General features: G+C 44.8%; 19 protein-coding genes. All 19 read left to right on the top strand.

What is annotated here, in order from left to right:
* Positions 1–13: 13 nt before the first annotated feature.
* The 19 genes from GN277_RS18235 to GN277_RS18145 all read left to right on the top strand — a co-directional run bounded on the left by GN277_RS18235 (position 14) and on the right by GN277_RS18145 (position 16,110).
* On the top strand, positions 14–925 hold the full coding sequence (locus GN277_RS18235) for a terminase small subunit (protein WP_159752411.1): 912 nt from the start codon (positions 14–16) through the stop codon (positions 923–925).
* Complete coding sequence (locus tag GN277_RS18230; protein ID WP_159752409.1) at positions 852–2,216, top strand: PBSX family phage terminase large subunit; 1,365 nt, start codon at positions 852–854, stop codon at positions 2,214–2,216. The genes GN277_RS18235 and GN277_RS18230 overlap by 74 nt, the downstream gene beginning before the upstream one ends.
* Complete coding sequence (locus GN277_RS18225) at positions 2,216–3,580, top strand: phage portal protein (protein ID WP_159752407.1); 1,365 nt, start codon at positions 2,216–2,218, stop codon at positions 3,578–3,580. Before GN277_RS18230 ends, GN277_RS18225 begins: the two co-directional genes overlap by 1 nt.
* Positions 3,577–5,130: a phage minor capsid protein gene (locus tag GN277_RS18220; RefSeq protein WP_159752405.1), complete on the top strand. Its 1,554-nt coding sequence runs from the start codon at positions 3,577–3,579 to the stop codon at positions 5,128–5,130. Before GN277_RS18225 ends, GN277_RS18220 begins: the two co-directional genes overlap by 4 nt.
* On the top strand, positions 5,130–5,375 hold the full coding sequence (locus tag GN277_RS18215) for a hypothetical protein (RefSeq protein ID WP_159752403.1): 246 nt from the start codon (positions 5,130–5,132) through the stop codon (positions 5,373–5,375). Before GN277_RS18220 ends, GN277_RS18215 begins: the two co-directional genes overlap by 1 nt.
* Positions 5,376–5,686: 311 nt before the next feature.
* Positions 5,687–6,523: a hypothetical protein gene (locus GN277_RS18210; protein ID WP_159752401.1), complete on the top strand. Its 837-nt coding sequence runs from the start codon at positions 5,687–5,689 to the stop codon at positions 6,521–6,523.
* A gap of 153 nt (positions 6,524–6,676) precedes the next feature.
* Positions 6,677–6,847: a hypothetical protein gene (locus GN277_RS18205; RefSeq protein WP_159752399.1), complete on the top strand. Its 171-nt coding sequence runs from the start codon at positions 6,677–6,679 to the stop codon at positions 6,845–6,847.
* Between the two features lie 98 nt (positions 6,848–6,945).
* Positions 6,946–7,575 (top strand): phage scaffolding protein, encoded by a 630-nt coding sequence (locus GN277_RS18200; protein ID WP_159752397.1) that lies wholly within the window; start codon positions 6,946–6,948, stop codon positions 7,573–7,575.
* Positions 7,576–7,590: 15 nt separating this feature from the next.
* On the top strand, positions 7,591–8,505 hold the full coding sequence (locus GN277_RS18195) for a hypothetical protein (RefSeq protein ID WP_159752395.1): 915 nt from the start codon (positions 7,591–7,593) through the stop codon (positions 8,503–8,505).
* Positions 8,506–8,525: 20 nt separating this feature from the next.
* Complete coding sequence (locus GN277_RS18190; protein ID WP_159752393.1) at positions 8,526–8,669, top strand: hypothetical protein; 144 nt, start codon at positions 8,526–8,528, stop codon at positions 8,667–8,669.
* A gap of 2 nt (positions 8,670–8,671) precedes the next feature.
* Positions 8,672–9,049: a head-tail connector protein gene (locus GN277_RS18185; RefSeq protein WP_159752391.1), complete on the top strand. Its 378-nt coding sequence runs from the start codon at positions 8,672–8,674 to the stop codon at positions 9,047–9,049.
* A complete protein-coding gene (locus GN277_RS18180) occupies positions 9,010–9,486 on the top strand; it encodes a DUF6751 family protein (protein ID WP_159752389.1) in 477 nt (158 codons plus the stop codon). The genes GN277_RS18185 and GN277_RS18180 overlap by 40 nt, the downstream gene beginning before the upstream one ends.
* Positions 9,487–9,491: 5 nt before the next feature.
* A complete protein-coding gene (locus tag GN277_RS18175) occupies positions 9,492–9,914 on the top strand; it encodes a minor capsid protein (RefSeq protein ID WP_159752387.1) in 423 nt (140 codons plus the stop codon).
* A complete protein-coding gene (locus GN277_RS18170; RefSeq protein ID WP_159752385.1) occupies positions 9,911–10,342 on the top strand; it encodes a hypothetical protein in 432 nt (143 codons plus the stop codon). Before GN277_RS18175 ends, GN277_RS18170 begins: the two co-directional genes overlap by 4 nt.
* Positions 10,343–10,347: 5 nt before the next feature.
* Positions 10,348–10,899 carry a phage tail tube protein gene (locus GN277_RS18165; RefSeq protein WP_159752383.1) on the top strand — a complete coding sequence of 184 codons (552 nt, stop codon included), beginning with the start codon at positions 10,348–10,350 and terminating at the stop codon, positions 10,897–10,899.
* A 15-nt stretch (positions 10,900–10,914) separates the two neighbouring features.
* Positions 10,915–11,274, top strand: coding sequence for a DUF6673 family protein (locus tag GN277_RS18160; RefSeq protein ID WP_159752381.1), 360 nt, complete (start codon positions 10,915–10,917; stop codon positions 11,272–11,274).
* Complete coding sequence (locus GN277_RS18155) at positions 11,274–11,909, top strand: bacteriophage Gp15 family protein (protein ID WP_159752379.1); 636 nt, start codon at positions 11,274–11,276, stop codon at positions 11,907–11,909. Before GN277_RS18160 ends, GN277_RS18155 begins: the two co-directional genes overlap by 1 nt.
* Entirely contained in the window at positions 11,909–15,928 is a 4,020-nt protein-coding gene (locus GN277_RS18150; protein WP_159752377.1) for a phage tail tape measure protein, read from the top strand. Before GN277_RS18155 ends, GN277_RS18150 begins: the two co-directional genes overlap by 1 nt.
* Positions 15,928–16,110, top strand: a complete 183-nt coding sequence (locus tag GN277_RS18145; protein ID WP_159752375.1) for a hypothetical protein — start codon at positions 15,928–15,930, stop codon at positions 16,108–16,110. The genes GN277_RS18150 and GN277_RS18145 overlap by 1 nt, the downstream gene beginning before the upstream one ends.
* Positions 16,111–16,119: the final 9 nt, after the last annotated feature.

The following is a 16,119-nucleotide window of genomic DNA, read 5'->3' as shown; positions in this document are numbered from 1 at the left end:
GCTGCCTCTTTTGATGGATAACAGAGGTGATGATATGCCGAGAGCTAGAAGCCCGAAGCGGGACGAGGCATATAAGATGTGGCTTGACTCGAACGGGAAAACGAAATTAAAAGACATCGCTTCTGCCCTTGGTGTATCAGAATCCCAGGTACGGAAGTGGAAGAATTTAGATAAATGGAATAGTAACGTTACTAATCAACCGAACGGTAACGTTACTAAACGAAAACGGGGCGGCCGGCAGAGGAATGATGACAAGGTAGATCCAGCCGTTGAGCAGGTTGTAGAAAATACGGAATTGACTGATAAGCAGAAGCTTTTCTGTCTGTACTATATCCGGTGCTTTAATGCTACAAAGGCATACAAAAAAGCGTATGAGTGTAGCTATGAAACAGCAATGGTTAATGGTTATGGCTTATTAAGAAATACTAAGGTGAAGGAAGAAATCCTCCGTCTGAAACAAAACCGTCTAAACCGTGAGATGCTGGATGAGTCGGATATATTCCAGTGGTATCTGGATATAGCGAGAGCAGACATCAAGGACTATGTCGAATTTGGCAATGAAGAAATTTCCGTAACAGATAAGCAGGGCAATGAGCATACCATAAAGGTATCGAATGTAAACATAAAAAATGATAGGGAAGTGGATGGCATCCTTATTTCCGAGATATCGAAAGGAAAAGACGGAGTAAAGGTCAAGCTGCCGGACAAACTCAAAGCCATGGACTGGATCGCAGACCACATGAACCTTGCCACGGAGAAGCAGAGGGCGGAAATTGAGCAAATGAGGGCCAATACAGAACGGCTCAGGAGAGATTTTTTTGACGAAGAAGAAGACGGAGTTGAGATTGTAAATGACGCAGAGCAAGAAGAAACAGCAGGTAAGGATATCGGAGATCATCATCTCGAAGTATCGGGGGATATTTAATAACACGAAGATTAAGCATATTATACTGACTTCTGGCCGTGCAGGAACCAAATCCAGCTACGCAGCTATCCGCGCAGACTACCAAATTCTTGCGGACCCATACGGCTCTGTCGTTGTCTTGAGAAAGCACCACAATAAGCTGCGGAAGACCGTGTACAAGGAGATGCTTAGAGGGCTGAATCGCTTGAAGGTGAAAAAGACCGCCTTCAAGATCACCAAGTCACCCATGGAGATTACCTATAAGAAGCATGGGACGACGATCTACTTTTCCGGTTCGGATGGTATTGACGACACAAAGGGTATCATTGACGAAGACAAGCCCATTAAGTTGGTGATCCTGGATGAGCTAACAGAGTTCTTTGACGACGGTGAGGGAGAAGACGAACTGACCAATATCGAGGCAACCTTCGTCCGTGGCAACAGCAGCGGCTTTCAGATGATTTATCTGTACAATCCGCCGAAGAACCCAAATGCTGAGATTAACCAGTGGTGCAAGAAGATGGAGAAAAGGGGCGACTGCATCCACATCCATACAACATATGAAGACGTGCCGATCGCGTGGCTTGGTCAGGACTTGATTGACTCAGCCGAGGAAATGAAAAAAACGGATTTAAAAATGTATCGCTGGGTATGGCTTGGGGAATCAACAGGTGTGGACGATTTAATCTACTATATGTTTAAGCCAGAACACCATACATATAATCCGGATGATTATAGTAAGAAATCCAAAGAAGCCATAGGCGAAATCGGGATCGGGGTGGATTATGGTCAGCAAAATGCAACCGTCTTTGAAGCAGCCGGTATAGATTATGAAAACCAGATATTAAGAGGGCTGAAAGAATATTACCATTCTGGGCGAGAAACAGGAAAACAAAAGAGCCCTTCTGATTATGCAAAGGATTTGAAACAATTTTGTGATGAAATCGAGAAGGAATATAACAGGGTAGTGAGTTATATATTTATCGACCCGTCGGCAGCAGGACTTATAGAAGAAGCACGCCGGCAGCTTCCACATATATCTATTATTTCAGCGAGAAATGATGTAAAGCTTGGTATCAGCCGTGTGCAGAAATTTTTGTCGTTTAAGAGGCTATTGCTCAGTACTACGCAAAAACATCTGATTAAGGAGATGGGGATATACCAGTATGAACCTAAGAGCATAGAAAAAGGCAAAGAAGAACCGTTGAAAGTGTCAGATCATGCGGAGGATGCCCTTCGCTACCTTCTAGTTGGAATGTGGAAACAAATTTTTTATATGCTGCCTATGGCAGAGAGGGGTGATGAAAATTGATGCAGTATGAAAATATTCAGAAGGCGATGGGTGTGGATATTGCTATATCGAAGAAAATGTCAACTGCGATTTATCAATGGGGAAAAATGTATACCAATGAGGCCCCATGGGTTAAGGGGGACATAAAGAGTCTGGGAATACCGGCGTCCATATGTACAGAAATGGCAAGGCTGGTCACAATGGAATCCAAGATTGTGATATCAGGAAGCGCAAGAGCCGACATGATAGCACAGTACATGGAGCCATTTCTGTGCAACCTTTCAAGGTATGTAGAATATGCATGTTCCACTGGTGGGATATCATTCAAGCCCTACATGGACGGTAAAGGAATCGCTGTTGATGTTACAAAAGCAGGATATTTCTATCCGGTATCCTTCGACAGTGCCGAAAATATAACAGGCGTTATATTTCCAGAATTTAAGCGGGTAGGAAAGAAACTATTTACCCGATTGGAGTATCAGCAATTTGTAGATGAAAACTATAGGATTATTAATAAGGCTTTTGTAAGCAGACAGGCTCAGGTAAAAAACGACAATGTAATCAATCTTGGACAGGAAATTAGTCTGGAAGAAATACCAGAATGGGAGAATATAGAACCGTATGTAGAATTCCGAAATGCGGACAGAACCTTATTTTCCTACTTCAAAATTCCAGTTGCAAATAATATAGATCCAGAATCGCCGCTTGGCGTATCTATCTACGCGAGGGCGGCAGACCAGATTAGGGATGCAGATGAGCAATATGGGGCGGCTCTGTGGGAATACAGGTCCAAGGAGACTGCAATCCAGGCAACTTCAGAATTTTTCAAACATGATCGTCAAGGAAATGCCATCATGCCCAAAGGTAAGGAACGACAGTACGTTGATATGGGAAACAATGTGACCGATACTGATGGAAAACCATTTTTTAATGTGTATTCGCCGGAGATTCGTGATGAAAGCTTCTTTAACGGATATAACAAAATTATCCAGAAGGTAGAATTTAATAGCGGCCTTGCTTATGGCACGCTGTCCGATCCCCAGGTGGTAGATAAAACGGCGGAAGAAATCAAAATGAGTAAGCAGCGCTCTTATTCCACGGTCAAGGCAATCCAGAACAAGCTGGGGGATGCGCTTCGGGTGCTGGTAAATGCCATTGACGCATGGATAACGATAGAAAACCTTGCACCGCCAGGAAACGTAAATCTTGCCATGTCATGGGATGATTCGTTAGTCACAGATAAGAAAGCGGAAAGAGAACAGGATCTTCAAGATTTGGCGGCGGGCATTATGCAGGCATATGAATATCGGATGAAATGGTATGGAGAAGATGAAAAGACTGCCAGGGAGAAGGTTGCGACGCCGGCAGAGGTAATTGAAGAATGACGCAGGGAAGCCTGGAGGGAATTCCACTCCCATTTGAAAAAACCATGTCTGACCTGGAAATGCGTATTATGGCTGATATTGTCCGGTCAATTAAAATTAATGGATTCTCCACAGCAAAAGCAGATCATCAGATACAGTGTTTAATCCAACTTGGAGAGTCAGAGGAGAATATAAAGAAATGGATTAAAAATGCGTTAGAGGCTGCGGACAAAGAAATAGAACACATTTTTTCAGACGAGGTGTACGAACAATACTACCAATATAAGAGATGCTATGAGGCTTTTGGCGTCGGTCAGATTCCATTTGATAAGAATTTGGAATTGCAGGCATTAATAGCGGCAGTCAAAATACAGACGAAAGAATCGTTCCGTAATATTACGAATTCCCTTGGTTTTGTGATTCGTGATATTAGTACGGGGAAAACCTATAACAGCCCACTCACACAGTTTTACAGAGATACCTTGGATGGTGCTTTGATGGATATCGTATCTGGATCAGTCAGCTATGATGTTGCAATCGGCCGCGCGATTAATACTATGACCAACAGCGGATTGCGCACGATTCATTATGGGACAGGCCATAGTAATCGTGTAGAAGTGGCAGCCAGAAGGGCGATTATGACGGGATTCCGACAGGTGCAGGGCAAGATAAATGAGCAGGCGGCAAAGGAACTTGGTGTAGATACCTATGAAGTGTCTTATCATATCGGTGCGAGACCAGAACATCAGGTGTGGCAGGGTAAGGTGTATACCTATGAAAAATTACAAAGTGTGTGCGGGCTTGGCTCTGTAACCGGATTACACGGGGTCAACTGTTATCATGATTATAATGTCTTTATACCAGGGATATCTGCGAGAAATTATACAGACGAAGAACTTGAGAAAATGATGGCAGAAGAAAATACGCCAAAAAAGTATCTTGGTAAAGAGTATACAGCGTATCAGGCGTTACAGAAGCAGAGACAGATGGAAAGGAGCATGCGAAAGACCAGGCAGGATATTAAGCTGCTTGAAGAAGGTGAAGCGAATGAAAAGGGCGTGATTGCTAAGAAGGCAAGATACCAGTTGCAGATGCAGCAGTATAAGTTATTTTCTGCAAAAATGGAACTTCCAGAACAGATGACCAGAGTGTATCAAGATGGCCTGGGAAAAGTAGGAGGAACTCCGAAGCCTAGACGGAAAGAGGATAATATAGGGAAGTATCAAGGGTTGCAGATCCCAGTGCAGAAGCGGTATGTAGAGAGAATAGCTTCAAGATATGGGTTGAAAATTCAAGATTTGAATATAAAAATCCAAAGGAGTGAAGAACTGCTGAGAACGCCGCTTTGTGGCAGCACAGATTATAACGATATAGGCAGGATTGATTTATTTCCTAATGCGTTTCTGGATGAGGAAACGTTAATAAGGACGATTATACATGAGAGATGTCATGTATTACAGCTAAGAAAGCGTGGAAAGGAACATGCGCAAAGCCATCTTATGGAAATGGAAAAAGAGGCTTACAAATTTGAAGATTTCTGGTATAATATTGCCAGAAAGAGGGCGAAGTAATGACAGAGAAGTGGATTGACAGCCTTAAAAGTATATCGGATCAGGGAAGCGTAGGGGCGTGTCCGTTTTGTGGAAGTACAAATACAGATTACAAATGCTCTGTAGTAATACCTGAAAATAGAAATGGATATATGGATATCTGGTGCAATAATTGCAAAAAGGCTTTTCATGTTTCAAGGATGCAGATACCGAAGAATATGAAAACAGAAGGAGAGATACCGCAAGGATTGGAGTATTATAATTAAGAAAGTCAGAAGGCTTTATCCAGAATACCCATGGAGGTGATATTGAATGGATCCTTATGAATTCAATGACATGGTGAAGAAGTTGAGAGAAGGAGAACGTGTTACGTGTCCAATATGCAAAGCGGTCTGTTGGAGCCTGTGGGTGCATGTGAGACAACGCATTGCTTTATATGCGATAACTGCGAGAAATTTAAATATTAACTAATGCCACCCATTTTACGGAATGAGTGGCATTTTGTTGCTTTTCTTTTGCGTAGACTGTATAATCTAAGCAGGTTTCAGTGTAAGGTCGGGGACATTGGAGGATACGGATGAAAAGAGTGTTGAGTATGTTGCTGGCAGCTTGTTTGTGCTGCGGGTTGTTAGCAGGGTGTGGAGGTAACTCAGAGACAGAGGAAAAGCAAAAGAAAAAAGAGAAAACGAAGGAGTATATTGAAGAAAGCCAGATTGCAGAATTATTTACAAATCCAGACAGTTTCAAAGGGAAATATGTAGTTTTGACGGGCCAAATATTTGTGGAGCCAGAAAAGTCGGAAGGCACTACTGCACTTCAGGCATGGCATGATCCGCAAAACGCCCAGAATAATTTTATTATACATTATTCGGGGAGTGAATCTTTTAGTACAAATAATTATATAAAAGTAGACGGAAGAATAGAGGGTACATTTGAGGGAGAAAACATGATGGGCGGGATTGTTACGGCACCATTAATTAAAGCTGATAAGATTGAGGTAATGTCCTATATTGAAGCTGTAACACCGACTATAAAAGAGCTAACACCAGAAAACGCCATTTCAGAGCAAAATGGAATTTCCTTGAAAGTCGATAAGATTGAATTTGCGGAAAATGAAACAAGGATCTATATGACAGAGACAAACAGTTCCGTTGACAAGTTCTGTATGTCTACCTACAGTATGAAGATTATCCAGAATGGGCAGCAGATTGAACAAGATATGGCGTCTATATCGTCATTTGAGGGGGCTTATGCAGAGTTGGCTTCGGATATATTACCTAATGCGTCATCATCTGGAATAATTGTTTTTCCTGTAATTGATAGTTCTGCAAGTTTCCAGATTTATGCGGAAGGATTTAGCGATAATTGGGAATTAGAATTTGCACCATTTACGATTGACATTGCGGCACAGTAAAGATTAAATATAGAATGAGCGCAAAGCCACCAGTCGTTCGGCCGGTGGTTTTCTTATACCCATTTTTAAGGAGATACAATTATGAAGTAAATTAAATACGGGGAGAAGTCCTGTCAGGGTATGGTTCTGACATCCCCAGGATAACCGGAAGGTATGGCGAAATGCTGTGCCTTATGCATGAGCGCCACTGAGAAAGGGGTGGTGTTTTCTAATAGAAAAATCAAGGAGGAGGTGATAAAGATACCTCTGAACTGTCCGTCAAACAGCAACAAGCATTGTAGGGACGAAATGCTATTTTCCGCCCAAAACGGTTACGGCGTTTAAACTGCCCCGATTACGCCCGACATGGCGTTTAAACTGCACAGCCTCCGGAAGACACCGGCTATAAAAACGCAGGCGAAACATGGGAAAGGAGAACACATATGGAGTTAAGGGAAGCATTAGGAGAAGAACTATTTTCACAGGTAGAGGCGAAACTGACGGAGATTAACAACACCAGCGACAGAAAGGATAATCCGGTCAGATATGTGGACTTGTCGGAGGGTGCTTATGTAGGTAAGGAGAATTACACCCGCCTGCAAACAGAATCCGCAGGATATAAGAAGCAACTGGAGGACGCCAACGGTGTTATTAAGTCATACAAAGATATGGATATCGACGGAATCAAGCAGTCAGCCAAAGACTGGGAAACAAAGTACACGGAGGATACAAAGAAGCTTCAGGCGCAGCTTGCCAGCCAGGAAAGAACATTTGCGGCAGAAAGGTATCTGGATGGCCAGAAGATTAAGTCTCCCCTGTCAAGAAAAACAATCCTGCAGGAGTTTCTGTCACAGAACATGGAATTTAAAGACGGGAAGTTTGCCGGTGCTGATGACTACATGAAGAAAGTCCGTGAGCAGTATCCGGATGAGTTTGAGGCAGAAGTACAGACAGAAGAACCAAAGAAGGTTTTCACCCGTGCGACCAGCCACACCTATAAACCGACAACAAGGTCAGAAGAAGAAGCTTATCTTAAGAAGAAGTATGGAAATAACAAGTATTCAAAGAAATAAAGGAGAAGAAAAATTATGGAATATGGCGGATATAACGTGAGTGAAAAGTATAGCCCGATTATCGAACCCAATTTTTATTTTGATGCAATCTTTCAGCCAGGGCTGACGTTCAGCGATCAGCATCAGGGAGAAGCAGAAGGGGCGGGGGCCGTGAAAATATTCAGGCTGGCGGCAAAGGCTGCGAAAGCTCCTAAGAAGCCAGCGTCTGATTTTGAGCATGGCGAGGCAAGTAACGACCTGATTCCCTTGCTGTTAAACAATTTGCAGCAGGAGTCTACGAAGATTTATAATGTCCAGGCGGGGGCAGTACCCTATGATATGGCGGACGCTCATCTGGCACAGTCCACACAGGTATGTAGGGAAGGCTGGCAGATGTCAGGACTGGCATGTCTGGTACACGAAGGAACGGCAATGGCAGATACCGAAGCGATTACAAAGAGTAATATCATCAGCAAGATCATCGAGGGGAGAAAAAGTATCCGTAAGCAGAAAGCGTCTGCCAATGTTGTCCTTGCCTCTGTGGAGACGTACAGTACCATGCTTGAGTCAGCCGGCGATAAGTTTACACCTTTAAAGAACGATGAAATCATCCGTACCGGACAGATGGGATACTACCTGGGGATGCTTTGGGTAGAGTGCAACATGCTTGACCTTTCCACCGCGGCGAAGTATTACGATTATACAGGAACTCTCCAGACAGAGGATTTATCTAAAGTCGAGTATATCATGTATGATTGGAGAGGGCTTCATATCGTCGATCTTCTGGATATGGCGAGGCTTAAAGATTCTGAGAATTTCAACGGGACACTGGCGCAGGTAGAGATTTGTTCCGGATATCGACTGGGTGACAAGAATTATGCTGTTATAAAAAGGTGCGGAGGCACCACAACGACGGAAAGTGAAACCGGTGAACAGTCGGGGGAAGAATAGGGCGTAGTCTGGACGCAAAGGTGAAATCATACACAGCCAGAGACCTAGAAGGAATGACCATTTCCCAGATTCGGTCTTTGGCTGCCACTCTGGGCTATGCCATTACTAAGACAAAAAAAGCAGATATAATCAATGAATTTCTTGCTTGGCAGGAAGGGGAGTAGCAATGAAGATATATGCGGATTTGGAATTTTATCATTCTGGGTATCTGCTTGGAAGAAAGCCAACTATACCAGATGAAACATTTCCTTATTGGGCCATGCTGGCAGCGGGTGAGATCAGGCAGCGTACATTTGAACGGGTTGACAGCATGGAGGAAATCCCAGAGGCAGTACAGATGTGCTGCTGTGAGATTGCCGAGAAGCTGTATTTTGTAGAATCGGTCAAGGATGAAAGCGGGATGATACTGCAAAGTTATGGAAACGACGGTGAGACAGGAACCTATAAGACGGAAGATTTGTCAGAAAAGCAGGTACAAAAGAGTATCGGACAGATTACAAGAAAATGGCTGGCGAATACAGATTTAATGTATTGTGGGGTGTAACCATGAATCCGAACTATAATCAGACAATCACAATCTATAATTGCTTTCGGGCAGCAGACAATCCAGAGAGTAAGGCGGATATTTGGCAGAAAACGGCACTTCATAACTGCTTTTATAAGAGTGTGATTAGACGGACAGAATATGCCCAGAAGAATCCCATGATGGATAATACCTATACGGTGAGGATACCTGTATCGGCTCATTATGTGCCATACCGTGAATGGATTTGTTTATCTGAAGAAGAACGCAAAAGGTATTTTACCTGTAGTCAGAATGATATCGTAATCAGGGGAGAATGTGAAGCCGATATAACTGGCAGTTCTCCCGATACGGCATCACAAGTGTTGGCCAGATATAAGCCGGATTCATTTGTAGTGACAGCGTTTTCTGACAATACATCACATCTGAGGGCGAAGCATTACAGGTTAGGGGGTTAAACAGAATGGGTGTAGAGTTCAGGTGGAACAAGATGATTCCGCAAATCGCAAAGGAAGCCTTAGGAGGGGACCGCACGCAGCTTTTTATGGCGAATGAAGCAAAGCGCTTAATGAATCCCTATGTGCCAGCCTTGAACATGGGATTATCCCAGAACGTCCGTACTTATGTTAAGAATGGAAGCGGTGTTGTACATTATCTTTCTCCCTATGCAAAATATCAGTATAAGGGAGTTCTAATGGTATCCAGACTTACGGGCAGCCCTTGGGCGAAGGTCGGCGAGAGTAAAGTTACGACAGGAAAGTCTTTAAAATACAACAAATCAAGGCATCCTTTGGCAACATCTGAATGGGATAAGGCAATGAAGGCCGCACGGATGGGTGATTACACAAGCGCAGTACAAAAATTTGTGAATGGAGTAGGAAGATGACAAAGCATGAGGTTATGAAGGCATATGTCGAAGAAAAGGTAGCGGAACTGGTTGGCTCTTTAACCTCTTTTAATTTTGCCAACGACTCTCCGGATTCTGTATCTTTTTTGACGAATTATTCCGGAAAGATTGTGAAGAAGTTCCTGCGCGCTGCGGATAAGGAATATGTCTTTTCTATACTGCTGACCTGGCACTACTCCACGGAGACGGATGACCTGAATATGCAGGCAATGAACCTTGCACAGCAGTTTATGGACTGGATTGAAGAACAGAACAAAAAGAGGAATTTCCCTGACTTTGGTAAAAAATGTCAGGTAAAGAAAATTGAAAATTTACAGAACATGCCGAACCTTGCAACCGTGGATTGGGAGAATATGACTGCCCAATACATGATCCAGTGCAGGGTTCTTTATTTTGAAAAGGAGTAGAGATAATGAAGGTTAGCGAATTAATGCAAGAACGGAAAGTGGAGCCGAACTATGAAGGTTGGGTGACGAATGACGACTATGTGTTTGCTATTGATACAAGTATGGGAAAAGGTGCGGCTACAAATGATGGGGATTATGTGGTCGTGGAGATGGGGATTGCGGGTTTGGATTCCCAAATGAATCCGGTAACGCAGGATAAGCAGTACATCCGTTCTGGGCAGAACACCATGAAGACAGGGACACAGCGTTCCTTCTCGGTGACAGGGGATCGGTATGCAGGAGACCCTGCACAGGATTTCTGTCTGTCCCACAAGATGAAGTATGGTACTGGTAACAATGTTGTCGTTAATTATATCTATTTTAATATCCTGAACGGAAAAGGAGAGCGCGGCCAGGTATCTGTTATTGTGAACTCTGACGGATCTGGAAATGCGGGAGAATCATCCGCCGTAGATATTGAATTTAAGAAGATTGGTTCCAATCCAACGGAATATACCTATGAGGCGGAAGCAGCGGCGCAGGTAGCTAGTGAAACAACACAAAAATCCACAAAGTAGAATGGAGGAACAGCCGTGAAGCAAGTGACAGTAGAGATTCTGGGGGTAAAGCTGAGCGCAGCTTTGTTAAACCACAAAGTAGCAAGGAAATATGATGGCGGGCTGAAAAAAGTGATTGAGGCGGCCAACAAGGCATCGGAATGTGCAAGTGGGGCAGACGGGATTGAGATGGAATGTAATGCTGTAATTGGTTTCCTGGATGATATCTTTGGCCCTGGAAGTGCAAAGAAGGTATTAGGAGAGGATACAGATCTTCTTACCTGTCTGGATGCGTGGGAGGATTTGGTTGAGTTATATGAAAAACAGGTAGACCCCATCTTGAAACAGCGCACAAAGGTTTTGAAAGAAAAGTTTGAGAAGAATGGTGATGCATAGTGAAAGAGGATTTCATCACCGGAACACTTCCTGAAACGGTTATAATTGATGGAAGGGAATATCCGATTCGTTATGATTTCCGTATTGGGATGCAGTTTGACAGGGTTCGATGCAGCGGGACGGATGACATCAATCGTCTTATTCGGCTTTTGCAGATGTATTATCCTGAGATACCAACCAATGTAGACGAAGCAATCAAGCAGATGTTGTGGTTTTACCGCTGCGGGGATCCCGAAGAAGATACGGAAGAAGAAAAAGGCAAAAGGCAGAGATACCAGCGCAGGAGTTCAAGAGAATCTGCGTTTTCTTTTGCACAGGATGCGCCGTATATTTATGCAGCATTTAAAGAGCAGTATGGAATTGACCTGACAGAATGTGAAATGCATTGGTGGCAGTTTATGGCTTTGTTCGAGTCGCTGAACGAGGAAACGAAGATGCACAAGATTATGTATTACCGGAAGGTGAATACATCTGGTCTACCGAAGAAGGATCGGGCTTTTTTGAATGAGATGAAGAAGCTGTATCGGATTACAGATTTGTCGGTTACGGGAGAAAAAATGACTCTGGAAGCCAGAAACAGTAAGTGGATTGAATACGTGAGAATGAGACAGATGGAGACAGGGATGGTGAGATAGTGGCAGCAGACGGAACAATTAAGATTAATACAGAATTGGACAGCTCAAAGGCCCAATCGGCTATGGCGAAGTTTTCCGGAACTGCTAAAAGCGCGCTAAAAGGGATCGCTATTGCGGCGGGAACTGCCGGCACAGCAATCACGGCCATGGCCGGATATGCGGTAAAGGTAGGGTCTGACTTTGAGGCCGGAATGTCGAAGGTGTCTGCAATATCAGGCGCGACAGGGTCCGAACTTGACAAATTGACGGCGAAAGCGAAAGAGATGGGAAGCAAGACCAAGTTTAGCGCAACGCAGGCCGCCAGTGCGTTCGAGTATATGGCGATGGCGGGTTGGAAAACAGAGGACATGCTTGGAGGTATCGAAGGGGTCATGAACCTTGCCGCCGCCTCAGGGGAGGATTTGGCAAGGGTATCGGATATCGTGACCGATGCAATTACGGCGTTTGGGATGTCTGCTTCGGACAGTGCACATTTTGCCGATGTGCTGGCAAAGGCTTCCTCCAATTCTAATACCAATGTAGGGATGATGGGGGAGACGTTTAAATACGTTGCCCCTGTTGCCGGTGCGCTTGGTTTCAGCGTGGATGACTGTGCGGTTGCGATTGGTCTGATGGCGAACAGTGGAATTAAGGCGAGCCAGGCGGGCACGACACTCCGCCAGATATTCACAAACCTGGTGAAGCCGACGGATGATATGCAGGCGGCAATGGATAAACTAGGAATCTCCCTGACAGATTCCGAAGGAAAGACAAAGAGTCTGGATACCCTTATGGGCGAGCTGAGAACAAGTTTTTCTGGACTGACGGAAGCGGAGAAGGCCCATTATGCGGCTATCCTTGCAGGGCAGGAGGGTATGTCAGGGCTTCTGGCAATCGTCAATGCTTCCAATGCTGATTTTACGGCCCTGAAAAGCTCGATTGCCAATGCAGACGGCGCAGCCCAGACTATGGCGGAAACCATGCAGAATAATCTGAAAGGCAGTCTCACGATTCTGGGCTCTGCGGTGGAAGGCTTTGGCATTAAAATCTATGACCATATGAAGGAACCGCTTAAGGAGGCGGTAGACTATGGTACGGAGGGTGTGAATCGACTTTCAAAGGCATTTGACTCAGGAGGACTTCGGGGCGTCGTGTCTGAGGCGGGAGAGCTTTTTAACGAATTTGCCGACAGAGTGGCAGAAAGCGGAGACAAAGCTGAAAAGATTGTCACTCCGTTAAGGAATGTTGCAAATGTAGGAAGCAGTTTGGCGAAGAAGGGAATCAAGGATGCGGTCAAATCATTTGAGTTATTGGCTACGAATCTGGATAAAGCGATTCCTTTGCTTGTATCAGGAGTTACGGCGGTTAAGGGGTATTCGGTAGCAAAGACAGCGGCCAGTGTAATAGATAGGCTGACAAAAGCGTATGCAGCCAGTTCGGTTGCTTTAGATTTATTTATAACAGCAAATGGTACGTCAGCCGTTGCGACTGCGGCATCTACGGGGGCAGTTACGTTGAAACAGGTTGCAGTTGGGGTATTGAACAAGCAATTAGGGCTTGCGACTGCGGCACATGCAGCGTTTAATGCGGTGGTGAGCGCTAATCCAATAGGTTTGGCAGTCACGGCGATAGCAGCGTTGACAGCTGGAATGATTGCGTACACTGTCGTGGCGGGGGACGCCAAGGAAAAGACTTATGAGCTTTCTGACAGTGAGAAAAAGATGCTAGGCTCCTGTAATGACCTGACGGACGCTTTGAATGGCCAGAGAACGGCAAGGGAAGAATCGGTGCAATCCATTGACATGGAGTATGATGGATATCAAAAATTGTTGTCAGAGCTTCGAGCCATTGCGGATGAAAACGGGAACGTAAAGGCCGGATATGAAGAACGGGCTAGTTATATAGCAGGTGAGCTTTCGGATGCACTTGGGACAGAGATTGAGCTGACGGACGGTGTAATCCAGAACTATCAGGAAACCGTAGGCGCCCTGGATGAAGTGATTACAAAGAAAAAGGCAGAGGCTCTTTGCGCTTCATTAGAAGAAGATATGGCGGCAGCTTATAAGAATAGCCAGGAGGCGTTGCTTGCATATAAAGATGCCACAGCAGTAATGGAAGAAAAGGAAGATGCGCTTGCGGATGCACAGAAGCATTTGAATGAGGTCACAGAGCTATATGGAAATAATAGCGGACCTAAAGCAATGTCAGCCATAAATGAGGCGAAACAGGCTGTAAGCGAAGCACAAAGCGCATTTGATGAAGCGTCGGCAGCAGTAGACGGGGCTAGAACTTCGCTAAATGAGTTATCCGCAGAGGTCAATAATTATGAAGCACTAATGAAGGCAATGCAAGAAGGCACAACTGAAGAAATTGAGGCTGCAATGAATTCTCTACTGAGTGGGTATCAGGCATATACAGCAGAAATGTTGGCAGCATCCGATACAGCAAAAGCATCCATGCTTGAGCAGGCTTCGGAGATGACAGGCGCCTTGTCAGTGCTTGTAACAGAGGGCGGACAGATGTATCAGGCTTTCGGGGAAGAAGCCGCCAATTCAGCCGCGAAAGCGGTATCTGAGTTCCAAAAACTTCCAGATGGAATTAAAGAGGCAATAGATTCTATTGGTACAGAAGGTGCGGGGGCTATGGTCGCGGCACTTGCGCAGGCTGACCTCGATGGAAAACTAAGTGAGGAATCGAAAGCCTCTTATAAAGCATTTATGATGGGGCTTGCCGAACTTCCGCAAGGGACGCAAGATGCCCTTGCGGATGCAGTTGAAGGCGCAATGGAAGGGCTTGAAGGGTTCGACCAGATACAGGATAAGGCGGAAGAAGAAGGGATTTCATTTCTGGAAGCCTTGCGAGAGGTATTACAGATTAACTCTCCGTCAAAAAAGGTGAGAGAAATATTTGAGGGTGTGTGGGAAGGCGCCTCAGAGGGATTGGATGTAGGCGGGGCAGAACTGAATACGAAAGGTACAGAAGTTTGCAATTCATTTCTTGATACACTTAGGAATTCTGGGCTTGGAGAGGCATTATTGGGAATTGGTTCAAACTTGATGTCATTCTTTGGAATTGGGGCATATTCCCAACAGGAGAATTCAAGGCTCGCGGGTAAGGCAAACGCTGATGCCGCCAGTTCCGGCGCGGGTTCTGTGAATCCGTCTGGTGTCGGGACTCGTTTTGGAGGGATGTTTGGCACAGGAGTAGGCGGAACGGCAGGAACGCTGTTGCAAAAAGGAAAAGAGATAGCAGATAGAGCGAAAGCAGGCGCGGGTTCTGTGAATCCGACCAGCACAGGCGGACAATTTGGCACTCAGTATGCTTCAGGGGTTGGTAGTATGACTGGGGAGGCAAATACAAAAGGGGAAACTCTTGCGGATAACGCTAAATCAGGTGCGGAGAGTGTTGATTCCTATTCCGTAGGTTCAAATTTTGGTTCAGGATTTGCTGGTGGTATCAGAGGTGCAATAGGCAGCGCTGTTAGTGCCGCCGCAAGTCTTGCAAGCAACGCATTGGCGGCAATTAGAGCAAAATTAGATATCCATTCACCCTCCAAAGAAACCGCCAAACTTGGAAAATGGTTTTCGCAAGGACTTGGTGTTGGAATCGAAAGTGAAGAAAAAAACGTTGAAGAATCGGCAAAAAGTATTTCCCAGAGTGCCCTCGATGCGTTGGATCTGGATGGTCTTACTGAGAAATTGAGAGGTATTGATATACCTGGGACAATGGTAAGAGTGAACATGGCTGTGGAGAATCGGCAGGATGCCATTGCAGATAAGGTAATCCGTGCGCATGTTATAAGCGATAGAATAAATAGTAGTTATTCTGATACGTCAAGTTCGTTTTGCTTATCAGATGCGGATGCACAGAAAATCGGAAGAATCTTTGCGGAGAAAGCAGCACCGGCCATGGTAAGAGCAATGGAAAAATCAGGGTTAAGGATGGAAATGTACGGTGAAAAAGTCGGTTCTTTGATATCTCCGGTTGTAGATAATCGTTTGGCAGTTGCAAATATGAAAGCGGGGAGGTATATGAGGTAGTGGATAAAGAATATGGCGTGCTCATAAATGGTAAACATACAGGACGTGATTATCATTTGGAGTGGATGGCTCCCTTTACGATAGAATCGCCAACTGTGAAACGGCATACCATTGATGTGCCTTTTGCAAACGGGATTCTTGATTTGGCAGCTTTTTTTAACCGGAAACGATGTAAAGTATGATAATCGAAG

It is taken from the genome of Sporofaciens musculi (assembly GCF_009830285.1).
In the GTDB taxonomy this organism is placed as follows: domain Bacteria; phylum Bacillota; class Clostridia; order Lachnospirales; family Lachnospiraceae; genus Sporofaciens; species Sporofaciens musculi.
The sequence above is the reverse complement of the archived record's forward strand: the minus strand, read 5'-3'. Positions and strand labels throughout refer to the sequence as shown.

What these genes read in the sequence shown, in the direction of transcription:
- GN277_RS18235 (WP_159752411.1), top strand. Translation starts at nt 14, where the DNA reads ATGGATAACAGAGGTGATGATATGCCGAGAGCTAGAAGCCCGAAGCGG.
- GN277_RS18230 (WP_159752409.1), top strand. Translation starts at nt 852, where the DNA reads ATGACGCAGAGCAAGAAGAAACAGCAGGTAAGGATATCGGAGATCATC.
- GN277_RS18225 (WP_159752407.1), top strand. Translation starts at nt 2,216, where the DNA reads ATGCAGTATGAAAATATTCAGAAGGCGATGGGTGTGGATATTGCTATA.
- GN277_RS18220 (WP_159752405.1), top strand. Translation starts at nt 3,577, where the DNA reads ATGACGCAGGGAAGCCTGGAGGGAATTCCACTCCCATTTGAAAAAACC.
- GN277_RS18215 (WP_159752403.1), top strand. Translation starts at nt 5,130, where the DNA reads ATGACAGAGAAGTGGATTGACAGCCTTAAAAGTATATCGGATCAGGGA.
- GN277_RS18210 (WP_159752401.1), top strand. Translation starts at nt 5,687, where the DNA reads ATGAAAAGAGTGTTGAGTATGTTGCTGGCAGCTTGTTTGTGCTGCGGG.
- GN277_RS18205 (WP_159752399.1), top strand. Translation starts at nt 6,677, where the DNA reads ATGGCGAAATGCTGTGCCTTATGCATGAGCGCCACTGAGAAAGGGGTG.
- GN277_RS18200 (WP_159752397.1), top strand. Translation starts at nt 6,946, where the DNA reads ATGGAGTTAAGGGAAGCATTAGGAGAAGAACTATTTTCACAGGTAGAG.
- GN277_RS18195 (WP_159752395.1), top strand. Translation starts at nt 7,591, where the DNA reads ATGGAATATGGCGGATATAACGTGAGTGAAAAGTATAGCCCGATTATC.
- GN277_RS18185 (WP_159752391.1), top strand. Translation starts at nt 8,672, where the DNA reads ATGAAGATATATGCGGATTTGGAATTTTATCATTCTGGGTATCTGCTT.
- GN277_RS18180 (WP_159752389.1), top strand. Translation starts at nt 9,010, where the DNA reads ATGGCTGGCGAATACAGATTTAATGTATTGTGGGGTGTAACCATGAAT.
- GN277_RS18175 (WP_159752387.1), top strand. Translation starts at nt 9,492, where the DNA reads ATGGGTGTAGAGTTCAGGTGGAACAAGATGATTCCGCAAATCGCAAAG.
- GN277_RS18170 (WP_159752385.1), top strand. Translation starts at nt 9,911, where the DNA reads ATGACAAAGCATGAGGTTATGAAGGCATATGTCGAAGAAAAGGTAGCG.
- GN277_RS18165 (WP_159752383.1), top strand. Translation starts at nt 10,348, where the DNA reads ATGAAGGTTAGCGAATTAATGCAAGAACGGAAAGTGGAGCCGAACTAT.